Origin of the sequence: Flavobacterium sp. (assembly GCF_047602195.1) — a bacterium.
Taxonomy (GTDB): domain Bacteria; phylum Bacteroidota; class Bacteroidia; order Flavobacteriales; family Flavobacteriaceae; genus Flavobacterium.
The window spans coordinates 978330-991828 of record NZ_JASGHW010000004.1; the positions used below are offsets into that span (position 1 = coordinate 978330).

General features: G+C 47.4%; 10 protein-coding genes and 1 pseudogene. 5 read left to right on the plus strand and 6 right to left on the minus strand.

What is annotated here, in order from left to right; all coding sequences use genetic code 11:
* The first annotated feature begins 10 nt into the window (after positions 1-10).
* Genes QM717_RS10455 through QM717_RS10465 form a run of 3 tightly spaced genes read left to right on the plus strand, consistent with a single transcriptional unit; the run spans position 11 to position 3752 of the window.
* Complete coding sequence (locus tag QM717_RS10455; protein WP_415037417.1) at positions 11-1669, plus strand: peptide MFS transporter; 1659 nt, start codon at positions 11-13, stop codon at positions 1667-1669.
* A gap of 2 nt (positions 1670-1671) precedes the next feature.
* On the plus strand, positions 1672-3189 hold the full coding sequence (locus tag QM717_RS10460; RefSeq protein WP_415037418.1) for a peptide MFS transporter: 1518 nt from the start codon (positions 1672-1674) through the stop codon (positions 3187-3189).
* A 50-nt stretch (positions 3190-3239) separates the two neighbouring features.
* Positions 3240-3752 carry a thioredoxin family protein gene (locus tag QM717_RS10465; protein ID WP_415037419.1) on the plus strand — a complete coding sequence of 171 codons (513 nt, stop codon included), beginning with the start codon at positions 3240-3242 and terminating at the stop codon, positions 3750-3752.
* Positions 3753-3761: 9 nt separating this feature from the next.
* Here QM717_RS10465 and QM717_RS10470 read toward each other — a convergent pair whose 3' ends face one another.
* The 5 genes from QM717_RS10470 to surE form a co-directional block, all read right to left on the minus strand.
* Positions 3762-5777 carry a ComEC/Rec2 family competence protein gene (locus QM717_RS10470; protein WP_415037420.1) on the minus strand — a complete coding sequence of 672 codons (2016 nt, stop codon included), beginning with the start codon at positions 5775-5777 and terminating at the stop codon, positions 3762-3764.
* A 33-nt stretch (positions 5778-5810) separates the two neighbouring features.
* Entirely contained in the window at positions 5811-6494 is a 684-nt protein-coding gene (locus tag QM717_RS10475) for a C40 family peptidase (protein ID WP_415037421.1), read from the minus strand.
* Between the two features lie 50 nt (positions 6495-6544).
* Positions 6545-7654, minus strand: a complete 1110-nt coding sequence (gene lpxB, locus QM717_RS10480; RefSeq protein ID WP_415037422.1) for a lipid-A-disaccharide synthase — start codon at positions 7652-7654, stop codon at positions 6545-6547.
* Positions 7655-7731: 77 nt separating this feature from the next.
* Positions 7732-8004, minus strand: coding sequence for a hypothetical protein (locus QM717_RS10485; RefSeq protein ID WP_415037423.1), 273 nt, complete (start codon positions 8002-8004; stop codon positions 7732-7734).
* Positions 8001-8771 carry a 5'/3'-nucleotidase SurE gene (surE, locus tag QM717_RS10490; RefSeq protein ID WP_415037424.1) on the minus strand — a complete coding sequence of 257 codons (771 nt, stop codon included), beginning with the start codon at positions 8769-8771 and terminating at the stop codon, positions 8001-8003. Before surE ends, QM717_RS10485 begins: the two co-directional genes overlap by 4 nt.
* A gap of 373 nt (positions 8772-9144) precedes the next feature.
* Between surE and QM717_RS10495 the strand changes: the two are divergent.
* Together QM717_RS10495 and QM717_RS10500 are read left to right on the plus strand one after the other, a co-directional pair.
* Positions 9145-11392: pseudogene (locus tag QM717_RS10495) on the plus strand (carboxy terminal-processing peptidase).
* A gap of 60 nt (positions 11393-11452) precedes the next feature.
* On the plus strand, positions 11453-12241 hold the full coding sequence (locus QM717_RS10500) for a DNA/RNA non-specific endonuclease (RefSeq protein WP_415037425.1): 789 nt from the start codon (positions 11453-11455) through the stop codon (positions 12239-12241).
* Here QM717_RS10500 and rodA read toward each other — a convergent pair whose 3' ends face one another.
* Positions 12242-13498, minus strand: a complete 1257-nt coding sequence (rodA, locus tag QM717_RS10505) for a rod shape-determining protein RodA (protein WP_415037426.1) — start codon at positions 13496-13498, stop codon at positions 12242-12244.
* Position 13499: the final 1 nt, after the last annotated feature.

Here is a 13499-nt window from a genome sequence, read left to right on the forward strand (position 1 = left end):
ATCAAAGCCTATGTGGAACAAGCATCCTAAAGCCTTACCGTATTTATTTTTATCCGAAATGTGGGAACGTTTCGGATATTATTTAATGATCGGAATCTTCACGCTTTATCTCAAAGACGTCGAGGCCGGTTTCGCGATGACCGAAAAAGAATCCTCCGATTTGTACGGCACCTTCATCGCACTCGTGTTTTTAACGCCATTCATTGGCGGATTGGTCGCCGACCGTTACCTCGGCTATAAAAAATCGATTGTGCTCGGCGGGCTCATGATGGGCGTGGGCTACATGATGATGGGCATCCACAGTTATACGATGCTGTACACGGCGATGATCCTCGTCATTGTCGGCAACGGATTTTTCAAACCCAACATCTCGACGCTGCTCGGCAATTTCTACAACGACGAGCAATACAAGGAAAAGAAAGACGAAGGCTACAACATTTTCTACATGGGAATCAATGTGGGCGCGTTCATCTGCAATTTCTTTGGCGCAGCGTTCAAAATCCTTTTCGGATGGAAATATGCATTCATGGCAGCCGGTGTCGGCATGTTCATCGGCGTGATCGTGTTCCTGCTCGGGACCAAGCACTACGGCGACAAGACCGAGAAGAAAGGCGTACAGCCCGGCGATATGCCGTTTTATAAAATCGTATTGTTCATCCTGTTGCCTTCGGTGATTTTTGGCGTAATCGGTTGGTTGCTCAAGGGCGTGGCTTCGGATGCGAATCCCGACAGTTACATCTTCGGATCCGACAGCACCGATGCGTTTATCTTTGCCTGTATTCCGGTGATTTTCTTTTACACAAGTCTATATTTCAAGGCCAAGTCCGAAGACAAACGCCCGATTGGTGCATTACTCGCCATTTTTGGGGTGGTCATTTTGTTCTGGGCCGTATTCAAACTCAATGGTTCGGCGCTCAACAACTGGGGCGACAAATACACCGACCGCCAGCTCGAAGGCACTTCGCAGACGATTGGTTCGAAGTTGGTTTTGGTCGATACCTTGGCGTATAAAAAAGATTCCGTCGCTTTGTACGATGAAGCGTTCCGCATCCAAAAGGAAAATGGCAAAGTCGTCAAGACCGTCGATTATCCGTTGTATTTCCGCAATGTGCATAAAGAAAAGTTGCCCGAAGAAGGCAGTTCCATTTATACCTGGTCGGCCAATTTGAGCCAGTCGATCAATCCGGGCTGGGTCATTCTATTGACGCCGCTCGTGGTCGCCTTTTTCACTTACCTCAGAAGCCGACACAAAGAACCGACAACTCCTACCAAAATTGCATTCGGATTGTTGATTTCCGCGCTTTCGGTTTTGGTTATGGTCGCTGCGGTCAAGGCCGGTGGCAACGGTTCGGAAAAAGTCAGCGTGTGGTGGCTCGTCGCCAATTACGGGGTCATCACGATCGGGGAATTGTTCCTGAGTCCGATGGGCTTGTCGGTCGTGTCCAAACTGAGCCCGACCAACATCACCTCGCTCATGATGGGCGGCTGGTTCCTGTCGACTTCAATCGGGAACAAACTCAGCGGTGTATTGGCCAGTATGTGGGATACCTATGAAGACAAGAGCCATTTCTTCTGGGTCAACTTCGGTTTGCTCCTGTTTGCGACCTTGCTCATGTTCGCGCTGCTCAAACAACTCAATAAAGTCATGGCCGAGAAAGGCATCAAATAATTATGGAACAAGTACCCGTTACCGGTTTAGAACAAATTCAGGATTTTAAAGGAAAGTACCCCAAACAATTGTGGTACCTGTTTTTCAGCGAAATGTGGGAGCGCTTTTGTTTCTACGGGATGCGTGGCATGCTCGTGGTTTTCATGGTCAGCCATTTGGGGATGAATGAGAAAATCGCAAACCTGCAGTACGGCGCAACCCAAGCTTGGGTGTATGCCTTTACCTTTATTGGCGGCTTGTTTGCCGACAAGATCCTCGGGTTGCGCAAATCTCTTTTCTGGGGCGGCATGCTCATGATCATCGGCAGCATCATCCTGTCGCTCGATCCCAAGAATTTCTTTTTTACCGGTCTTGGTTTTACCATTGTGGGTACCGGTTTTTTCAAGCCCAATATTTCATCGATGGTGGGCCAACTCTACAAAGAAGGTGACCCGCGTCGCGATGCCGGATTTTCGTTCTTTTACATGGGCGTCAACCTTGGGGCTTTGATCGGCGGGTACATCTGTATCGCCGTGGCCGAAGGGTCGCTTTGGCAATCGATTGTCCCGGAACATTTGCGCTGGAATGTAGGTTTCGGATTCGCCGCGGTAGTGATGATCATCAGTTTGTTGACCTTTACGCAAACGCAAAAAAGCCTCGGACCAATCGGACTTACGCCACTGCCGAATCTCGAAAAGTCAAAACGTAGGATATGGGAAATCGCCACTTATGTCGGTTCGCTCGTGATTGTTCCGGTCATCATCATCATGGTTGCCAATACCGAATACACCGATTATTTCATGATGACGATTGGGCCTGCGTCGATTTTGTACCTGTTTTATGAAATGAAAAACTTCTCATCGACCGAAAACAAGAAATTGTTTGCCGCGTTGATTTTTATCATCTTTTCGATTTTCTTCTGGGCTTTCTTCGAACAAAGCGGCGGCTCGTTGAGTTTGTTCGCGGCGAATAACCTGAACAACCAGGTTTTGGGGATCACGCTCAGTCCCAACGGCGTCAACAACTCGGCGAACTCTTTGTTTGTGATTGGTTTTGCGACCTTGGTAGGACTCGTCTGGCTTTGGATGGCCAAACGGAAAATCGAACCCGATACGGTGGTCAAGTTCGGTTTGGGCTTTTTGTTCCTTGCAGGCGGTTTTTACGTTTTCTATTACACCAAATTTTTCGCCAACGAACAAGGCATTACCTCGCTCGGGTTGTTTACTTTCGGTTGGTTTGTCATTACATTCGGGGAATTGTGTTTGTCGCCAATCGGGATGTCGGCCATGACCAAATTGTCGCCGTTGAAATTGCAGGCCGTCATGATGGGCATGTGGTTTCTGGCCAGCGCCTACGGACAGTATTTTGCCGGATTGCTGGGTGCGAACATTGCCGAAGCCTCCGAAAATGCATCCAACCTCGAGAAGCTCAACGTATATGCCGATGGGTATTACCAATTGGCATTGTATGCACTGGTTGCGGGGGTTTTACTGATCGCCATTTCACCATTCGTTAAAAAACTCATGCAAGGCGTCAAATAAATCGCCTTAGGTATTATATTTGCTAAACGGCGCAACTAAAATTCAGCATTATGAAAAAGATATTTATCGCATTATTGCTCATCGCAGGGTCATTTTCTGCCCAGGCACAAGACATTTACTGGGAAACCAACCTCAATACGGCTGCCGATAAAGCCATCAAGGAAAAGAAACCGTTGTTGCTTTTCTTTACCGGAAGCGATTGGTGCGGCTGGTGCATCCGATTGCAGAAAGAAGTGTTGAAGACACCGGAATTTGCCGAATGGGCACAGAAAAATGTCGTCTTGGTCGAACTCGATTTTCCAAGAAGGACCGCGCAACAGCCTGAAATCCAACAACAGAATGCACAATTGCAACAGATGTTCGAGGTCAGGGGTTATCCGACCGTATGGCTCGTGACGCCTAGCAAAAAGGATGGCAAAACCAATTTGGGCAAACTTGGAAGCACAGGCTATGTGGCCGGCGGTCCATCAAAATGGCTCGAAGGCGCGAACCAGATTTTGGCCAACTCTACGGCCAGTGCGGCTGCAACCAACGGACCATCTGCCGCGGCCAAAAAGAGCTAAATACGCGATTCAAAGTTTAAAATATCCCATTTCATCGGTTGCATGGAATGGGATTTTGTATTTGTGGCAGCTCGCTTTCCATCGTTTGACATACGATCGGTAATTGCTCGCATCGGCTACGATGATTTTGGGATGAATGGTTTGCAGTAAACGGTCCAGGTTGATTTTGGGCGATTGTCGAAGCAGGACCACATCCGGATTGATTCCTTTTGGATACAACGACAAGCTGTCCACAATCAAGATTTTATGGCCGTTGAAATAATCGACCTGATGTAATTTTTTCTTTTGGATGAACTGTGTGAAATGGGCTGTCGCATAAGCGCGGATGATTTTTTCATTGGTTTTCCCACTTTCAAAAACACCGATATTCCGGCCTTTCTTTTCTACAATCAAAGATGATTTCCGTGCATTGAAAACAGTCCATTCCTGCTGCTTTTCTTCCTGCCGATGGGTTCCGATTGAAATGGCCTGAAAAATCGACAGGCTTGCCAAGAGTAAAACCGCCTTCCTGAAATTGGGTTGGTGCAACCAAATAATGATACTGATAAGCAACAAGTATAAAGCGAGCATCATCCACCGGTTCAAGGCAATGTCTTGGATGACGAAATCTTCAAACGACGCCACCCGATGGATTATTTGGTTCAACAAATTGACAGTCCATTCCAAAGATTTGATCAATAATTGCGGGACTATTGCGAAACAGGCCGGAATCATTGCAGCGATTCCCAGAAACATGACTACACTCAGTAATGGAATCACGACCAGGTTGGTCACAAAAAACAAACCCGGAAACTGATGAAAGTAATAAATGCTCAAGGGCAATGTCCCGATTTGCGCGGCGAACGAAACCGTCAGGATTTGCCAGAAATAATTCACGATCTTGTATTTGGGCCGCCACCAGGCAGACAACATCGGTTGCAGCCAAAGGATAAAGAACAAGGCGAGATAGCTCAATTGAAACCCGATATCGAACAGAAACGAAGGTTCAAATACCAAAATCAACAGCATCGAGACCAATAAAGTGTGAAAAACATTGGTCTTGCGCTTGAGGTGTTGCCCAACCGCTACAAACGAAAACATCGTCACCGAACGGACCACCGAAGGCGACAGCCCAGCCAAAATTGCAAATCCCCAAAGTGAAAGTACTATGACTGCAAGTTTGAGAAAAGATTTTCCTTTGTTATTAGGCAAAAAATCCAACAAGAAATTCAGGAACATCAGGATCAGTCCGACATGCAAGCCTGAAACAGAAAGAATATGTACGGCGCCCGCAAATTGATAATCACGAATGATTTCGGGCGAAATGTCTTGCTGCTGGCCCAAAACCAGCGCGGCAATCACCGCCAATTCGGTTTGCGGCAATCCGCTTTTTTCGAGATTTCGTAGGATTCGGTTGCGAATTTTGTCGGCATGATAAAACGCATCTTTGGTCGGCGGGCTTCCAATTTGAACTTGGTTTGCATCAGCATAAACCTGTGCGAGTATCGATTTGTTTTCCAAATATTTCCCATAATCGAATTGCGATGGATTCTTTGGTTTTTGGTGCCTGATGATGTTGGCGGCAATCTTGAGAGGTGTTCCCGTTGGCAGATTTTGTTTGAAATCGACAGAATTCAAATTCACCAGAATTTTTCCCGTAACCGACTTTCCATCGATCCGTTCGACCAATGCGACATAGCGAGTCCGGTAAATTGTACTTTTTGGCCGTTCACGCAACACCACTTCGAGTGTCTGCCTTTGATTGTCTCGGATGTGATGAATGTAATTGTCGGAATCCAGATTGCCGGAATGCAACAGAAGTGTGGCGGTACCGATGCTGAAGGCCAAAATATAAGTGGCTGTTCCAAAGTAAATTTGTTGGACAAGAGACCTTTTTGAAAGGTAAAAAGCGATGCCGAAACCTGCAAAGGCTATCGCCAAACAAGCAAAAACCGGAATGGCATTCGGCGCTGCATAAAACGCGAATGCCATTCCGGCAACAAACCAGATTGTTATTTTGGCCAATGGAAATTGCAGTACTTTCATTTCCTAAAAGTACCGAACTTAAATCTTTGGCTATTACAGATTTACTATAATTCTATTGCATTGCGCATAAGTACGTCCGTAATACGGTTCCTTGGTAGAGGAGATGATGACGCCTTTTTGCGTGGACGAATGGATGAACTTGATTTCGTCATCCGATACTTCGGTGACCATACCGACGTGGTTGATCACGCTGCGGCCATTGGTGCGGAAGAAAATCAAATCGCCTTTCTGGATTTCATCCTGGTCGAGCTTGCGGCCAATCTTGGCCATGTCGTTCGAGGAACGCGGCAAGGTGATGTCGAATTTCTTGAAAGTGCTGAACATCAACCCCGAGCAGTCAAATCCGGTGTCGGGACTCGTGCCGCCGGTATGGTAACCTGCGCCCAGATTGGCCTCGGCGGTGTTGATGAGTTGCTTGACCACATAGCTCGAATTGTCGCCTTCGGTTTCGTAATCGTCGGCATTTTTCTCGTTCAGGACAGTTTTGGTGGTGGATTTTTTGGGCGTCGCAGCCGCAACCGATTTGCGTGTCGTGGCTGGTGTGTTTTCGTTGCGCACCGGAGTGCTCGTGCTCGTTCGGGCTACCGCTTTTTTGTTTTGCGGCGCTCTGTAAATGCCTCTCTTTTCGGCTTCCGACTTGGAAGTGATGATGTTGCTTGTGGGCTTACAACTCACCAAAAGAGTACATAAAAAGAATAAGTAGGTTAGCTGCTTCAAAACGTTTAAGATTTGGACAAAAATAAATAAAATATTTTAGAACGGAAAAATTACAGGTTTCGTATGATCAACTTTGCCGTTTTTTCACTCGCGCCCGTACCGCCTAATTTTTGTTCAAGTTGCTCGTAATCAGTCAGTATTTTTTGGCGCGACTGCGGTTCGAGCAATTTTTTCAGTTCGTTCCGGATGTTTTTGGTGTTGCAATCGTCCTGGATCAATTCCTTGACGACTTCCTTGTCCATGATCAAATTGACGAGCGAAATGTACTTCAAGGTGATGATTCTTTTGGCAATCTGGTACGACGCCCAGCTTCCTTTGTAACACACCACTTCGGGCACTTTGAACAAAGCCGTTTCCAAAGTCGCTGTTCCCGAGGTCACCAACGCTGCGGTGGAATGACTCAATAAATCGTAGGTTTTGTTCGAAATGAAATGCACGCTTTTGTTCGATAAGAATTGTTCGTAAAACGCATATTCCTGGCTCGGCGCACCCGCAATCACAAATTGGTAATCGGGAAAATCGCCGGTTACGCTGAGCATCACCGACAACATCTTGGTGATTTCCTGTTTGCGGCTTCCGGGCAAAATGGCGATGATCGGTTTGTCTTCGAGTTTATTTTCGGAAATAAATTGCTCCTGAGAAATTTCGGTGCGTGCATGGATCGCATCAATCAAAGGATGCCCGACAAATTCCACCGGAAATCCGTGTTTTTTCTCGTAAAAATCTTTCTCGAACGGAAGGATTACATAGAGTTTGTCCACATCGCGCTTAATGGCCTTGATGCGGTTTTCCTTCCACGCCCAAATCTGCGGCGAAATGTAATAATGCGTCGGGATGCCTTTTTCCTTGGCCCATTTGGCAATGCGCATGTTGAAGCCCGGATAATCGATGAAAATGATTACATCGGGTTGGAACTGCTCGATGTCTTTCTTGCAGACTTCGATGTTGTTCAGGATCGTACGCAAATTGAACAGCACTTCGACAAATCCCATAAAAGCCAAATCGCGGTAATGCTTGACCAAGGTGCCGCCGGCCTGTTGCATCAAATCGCCGCCCCAGAACCGGATGTCGGCGTTCGGGTCTTCCTGGTACAAAGACTTCATAAGGTTTGCGCCGTGCAAATCGCCCGAGGCTTCGCCTGCTATGATGTAGTATTTCATCTTAAAAAGTTATTGGCCCCAAATGCACGAATTTTTTAGAACAGTATTCGTATTTCATTCGTGAATTCGTGGCTAATTTAAATCAGCAATGTAAAAATCGACAGCAAAATGAGCGACAAAATCACCCCGCGTGCCATCAAATCTTTATTGTATTTGAGCAACACAAAAAATACGATCAGGTTCAACACGGCCCCGAGTGTGATCAGTTTGCCAAGGTTGTCCTGGTACTTGAGTGCGTAAAAACCTTCCCTAAGGCCCGTTCCCATAAACAAGACAATAAACAGGAAACTGCCCAAAAAGCAGCAGGCAATACCGATGATTACGCCATACAGCAAATCCATTTTTCTCATAAATTCCAAGTGTTTAGTTGCGGAATCGCATGGTGCGCCGTCAGGTCGAACTGCACCGGTACCACCGACACATAACCGTTTTGGAGCGCCCATTCGTCGGTGTCCTCGCCATGTTCGAGGTTGATGAACTCACCCGTGAGCCAATAATAATTCTTGCCCTGCGGCGTCGTGCGTTTGTCGAATTTCTCCTGCCAGATCGCTTTGGCCTGGCGGCAGATTTTGATGCCCTTGATTTCTTTTTCCTTGAGTTTGGGGAAATTTACGTTGAGCACCGTGCCTTGCGGCAAACCTTTTTCCAACACCTCGAGCGCGATTTTCTTGACAAAGGTTTTGACCTGTTCGAAATCGGCGTTCCAGTCGTAGTCGAGCAATGAAAACCCGATTGACGGAATGCCCTCGATCCCGCCTTCGACCGCCGCGCTCATCGTGCCCGAATAGATCACATTGATCGACGAATTCGACCCGTGATTGATCCCCGAAACGCACAAATCGGGTTTGTGTTTGAGGATTTCGGCCACGGCAAACTTGACGCAGTCGACCGGCGTACCCGAACAACTGTATTCGGTAACTTTTGCGCCTTCTTCCGAAATTTTATTGAGGTGGAGCGTATTGTTGATCGTAATCGCGTGTCCCGTCGCGCTCTGCGGACTGTCGGGTGCAACGACCAAAACGTCGCCGATTTGTGACATCACATCAATCAACGCGCGGATTCCGGGTGCGGTGATGCCGTCGTCGTTGGTCACTAAGATGAAAGGTTTTTTAGCCATTTTTATTTGAAGCTTTTTCCCGCTATTCGCTACAATCTTTTAAAATTTTCTCCGCTGCGCTTCGCAAATTTTAAAAGGATTTTCGCTGCTATCGGGGCTAGGGTATAGTTATTCTAATTGCGATTTTTTTAAAAAAGCCCGCGCGCCGCCTGGCTCCTTCGCTAAAACAGTCCTCAGGACTGTTTTTTAACGCTCGGCCCGGTGTAACGTTGGGCAAGAAATTCAGACTAAATCCAAGAAACTGCCGTTATAAATAGTTACGCAAAAATAAACAATTTTACACCGAACTTGCTATTTTAGTACCTTTAACAAAAAATTGGGCGCAAGGCAAATGCTTCGCATGTAATTTTGTGTACATTTAGGACGAAAATTAATGAACGCTATTCTCACATATATGAAAAGGAATTATAAGTTATTGTTGGTGGTGGCCGCATTATCAGTGGCATTGTGGAGCTTCATCCCCAAAGAGAAAAACGACCCGGAGAAAGACAAATTGTTGCTCGAATTGTTGACCTTCGTCATCGAGCGTGGGCATTACGAACCCGCCGCGATGGACGACAAATTCTCCAAAGGCGTGTACAAAGATTACATCGAGGCGCTCGACCCTTCGAAGCGTTTCTTCTTGCAGTCGGACATCGATGAATTCGCCAAGTACGAAACCCAGATCGACGACCAGATCAAGAACAAGGACCTGACGTTCTTCAACCTGACTTATGAAAGATTGATGAAACGCATCGCCGAAAGCAAGGATTTTTACAAGGAAATCCTCGACAAGCCTTTCGATTATAGCATCCAGGAAGATTTCAACACCGATTATGAGAAACTGCCGTTTGCCAAAACGACCCCTGAACTCAAGGAAAAATGGCGCAAGCAAATCAAGTTGTCGACGCTGTCTTCATTGACCGACAAGCTCAAGATGCAAGATGACCTCAAAAAAGGCATCAAGCCCGAGGCCAAGAAAGGCAACAAAACTGCCTCCGAACTGAAAAAATCCGAAGCGGCTTTCGAGAAAGAAGCGGCCAAAGTAGAATCGAAATCTTTTGAGGAACTCGAAAAGGAAACCCGCGAAAGCTCGCTCAAATCGCTCAACGAATACTACGATTTCATCAACGACCTCGACCAGAACGACTGGTTCTCGGTGTTCGTCAATGCCATCGCTTCGCGCTTCGACCCGCATACGAATTATTTCGCTCCGGATGAAAAAGAGCGCTTCGACGTGAGCATCAGCGGCAAACTCGAAGGCATCGGGGCACGTCTGCAAAAGAAAGGCGACTACACCGAGATTTCCGAAGTGATTTCGGGTGGTCCGGCTTGGAGAGGCAAAGAACTCGAATCGGGCGACATCATTCTCAAAGTGGCACAAGGCAATAGCGAAGCGATCGATGTGGTCGGGATGCACCTCGACGATGTGGTCAAGAAAATCAAGGGCCCGAAAGGAACCGAAGTGCGTTTGACGGTCAAGAAAGTAGACGGGACGATGAAAATCTATACCATCATCCGCGACATCGTGGAAATCGAAGAAACGTATGCCAAGTCAAGTGTCGTGGAGAAAAACGGCATCAAGTACGGCATCATCTACCTGCCGAAATTCTACATCGATTTTGAGAACAACGACGCGCGTGATGCCGGAAAAGACATCGCACTCGAAGTCGAGCGCCTCAAAAAGGAAAATGTACAGGGCATCATCATGGACGTACGTGACAACGGCGGCGGTTCGCTCAAGACCGTGGTCGATATTGCCGGCTTGTTTATCGAGGAAGGCCCGATCGTACAAATCAAATCGGCTGGACGCAAGAAAGAAGTCTTGTACGACCGTGATAAACGTGTACAATGGGACGGTCCACTGGTGATCATGACCAATGAATTCTCGGCTTCGGCTTCGGAGATTTTGGCGGCAGCGATCCAGGATTACCGCCGTGGCATCATCATCGGCAGCAAGCAAACCTATGGCAAAGGAACCGTGCAAAACGTGATCGACCTGAACCAATTTGTTCGCGGCAGCACGATGGGCGATCTTGGTGCGTTGAAAACGACGACCCAAAAATTCTATAGAATCAACGGTGGTTCGACCCAACTCGAAGGCGTCAGCAGTGATGTGGTCATGCCGGACAAATATGCTTACCTCAAAATGGGCGAGCGCGACATCGACAATGCGATGCCGTTTGACAAAATCGACCCGGCCGTTTTCGAATTTTGGAACAAGCAGGGCAATTTCGACCAGGCCATCGACAACAGCAACAAGCGCATCGCCGAGAATCCGCAGTTCAAGCTCATCGACGAGAATGCCAAATGGATCAATGAACGCGACAAGGAAAATGTCTACAGCCTGAACATCGACCAGTTCAAGAAAGAACAGGCGGCCATTGAGGAAAAAGCCAAGAAATACAAATCGATCACCGATTACCAGAATTCGCTCAAATTCTCGTCTTTGCCTTATGAAGTCGATGCGATGAAGAACGACGCGGCGCTCAAGGAAAAACGCGACAGATGGCACGAAAGCCTTTCGAAAAGACATTTATGTGGAAGAAGCCATCAATGTACTCGACGATTTGCAGCCGGCCAAAAGCCTGAACAAAAAGAACACGGTCGCACTCAAGAAGGAAAATACGGTCAAACCGTAATAAATATCTAAAGATTAGGCCCCGAATCCATATCGTTTCGGGGCTTTTTATTTTGAGCCCATGAGAAATATTGGTTTTTTGATTTTGTTTGGTGTGTTGTTGAATTGTCAGCAAAAGCAGGATAGGGAACCGGTTTCCCAAGGGCTCGCCAGCCGTCCGGAACCGCCAATACCGCCCAGTCTATTACAGTCGACGACGACCAACCAATTGATTGTACACGATTCCTATGTGTTGTCGTACAACGAGAAATACGAACAGGCAGAATGGGTGGCCTATGAGTTGAAAGCAGCCGATTTCGACCAAAAAACCAATTTCAAGCGGCCATTTTTCGTTCAGGACCCCAAAGTAAAAACGGGTTCCGCCGATTGGCGCAACTACAAGAAATCGGGATTCGACAAAGGGCATTTGTGTCCGGCAGGCGACCGCAAGTATTCGAAGAAGGCATTCGAGGAAACGTTTTACACTTCCAATATTTCGCCGCAACGCCATGGATTCAATGATGGGATTTGGAACCGTTTGGAACAGAAAACCCGTTATTGGGCGCAGAAGAATGGGAAATTAATCGTGATTACGGGCGGCGTGCTGAACGAGCATTTGCCCACGATCGGCAACGAAAAAGTGGCCGTACCGGCGTATTTCTACAAAATCATCCGCGATGATTCGAAAGGGAAAACCAAGTTGATTGCGTTTTTGGTACCGCACCAGCCCAGCGATCGGCCGTTGTATGAGTTTGTGGTTCCGGTAGATTGGATCGAGAAGAAAACGGGAATCGATTTTTGCCGCGACTTGCCGGATGCCATCGAAAATGAACTCGAGAAAAACGCAGATTACAAAGCGTGGAGTTTCTGATTACCACTCATTGACCTTGTTCGCATCCATCTTGAGAAAGATGAACAGCAAAATCGTGAAGCCCCAAAGTCCGGAACCGCCATACGAGAAGAACGGCAACGGAACCCCAATCGTAGGAAAAATGCCCACGACCATCGCAATATTGACGAAAAAGTGCATGAACAGGATTGCCGCGACACAATAACCATACACGCGGCTGAATTTGGTTTTCTGTCGTTCGGCCAAATAAATGATACGGAAAATGAGCCCAAGAAATAAAGCGATCACGACCATACTTCCCAAGAAGCCCCATTCTTCGCCCACGGTCGTAAAGATGTAATCGGTGTGCTGTTCGGGAACGAAACCGCCTTTGGTTTGCGTGCCTTCGAGGAAACCCTTGCCAAACCAACCGCCCGATCCAATGGCAATTTCCGACTGGTTGGTATTGTAACCGATGCCTTTCATGTCGACTTCCTTGCCCAATAAGATATTGAAACGGTCGCGGTGGTGCTGCTTGAACACATTGTCGAACACATAATCGACCGAGAACACAAAGCCCGAAACCAGTACCAGTACAATCGCGCTGGCAATGATGTTGCGGTCCACGAGACGGGTTTTCAGATACACAAAAACAATCACGCCGAGTGCCATCAAAATCACGGCCCATGGCTCAAAAATGAGCGAGAACATGAACAAGATGACGGCGACGAAACCGGTCCACAAATACCAAGGCGGCAAACCTTCGCGGTACAACACCAAGACAAACATGCTGTAAATCAAGGCACTTCCGGGGTCATGCGGTGCGATCAACGCGACGGGTAAAAAGACAATTCCGAGCGCTTGTATCTGACGGTTGACGTCCTTGAGATTGACCTGCACGTCGCTCAGGTATTTTGCCAATGCCAGTGCGGTAGCGGCTTTGGCAAACTCGGCAGGCTGGATCCCGAAAGATCCGAACGAATACCAGTTGGCCTGGCCCTTGACCGTTTTTCCAAAGACAAACAATCCCGCCAACGAAAGCAAGGCGATACCAAAGATGATGCTCGAGAATTTTTCGTAGAATTTTCCGTCGACAGCCAGGATGATGAAAATGAGCGGCACCGTCAGCACGATGTACATGAGCTGTTTGCCGTAATAAGTACTGAGGTCAAAAACGACGCTGTCTTCGACCGTAGAAAGCGAGGACGAATAAATGTTGAGCCAACCCATAACCACCATGATGATGTAGATGATCACGCTCATCCAATCCAAGTAATTTGTTACGCTTTGGTTTTTCATC

Coding starts and splice junctions, on each gene's coding strand:
- QM717_RS10455 (WP_415037417.1), top strand. CDS start 11: ATGTGGAACAAGCATCCTAAAGCCTTACCGTATTTATTTTTATCCGAA.
- QM717_RS10460 (WP_415037418.1), top strand. CDS start 1,672: ATGGAACAAGTACCCGTTACCGGTTTAGAACAAATTCAGGATTTTAAA.
- QM717_RS10465 (WP_415037419.1), top strand. CDS start 3,240: ATGAAAAAGATATTTATCGCATTATTGCTCATCGCAGGGTCATTTTCT.
- QM717_RS10470 (WP_415037420.1), bottom strand. CDS start 5,777: ATGAAAGTACTGCAATTTCCATTGGCCAAAATAACAATCTGGTTTGTT.
- lpxB (WP_415037422.1), bottom strand. CDS start 7,654: ATGAAATACTACATCATAGCAGGCGAAGCCTCGGGCGATTTGCACGGC.
- QM717_RS10485 (WP_415037423.1), bottom strand. CDS start 8,004: ATGAGAAAAATGGATTTGCTGTATGGCGTAATCATCGGTATTGCCTGC.
- surE (WP_415037424.1), bottom strand. CDS start 8,771: ATGGCTAAAAAACCTTTCATCTTAGTGACCAACGACGACGGCATCACC.
- QM717_RS10500 (WP_415037425.1), top strand. CDS start 11,453: ATGAGAAATATTGGTTTTTTGATTTTGTTTGGTGTGTTGTTGAATTGT.
- rodA (WP_415037426.1), bottom strand. CDS start 13,498: ATGAAAAACCAAAGCGTAACAAATTACTTGGATTGGATGAGCGTGATC.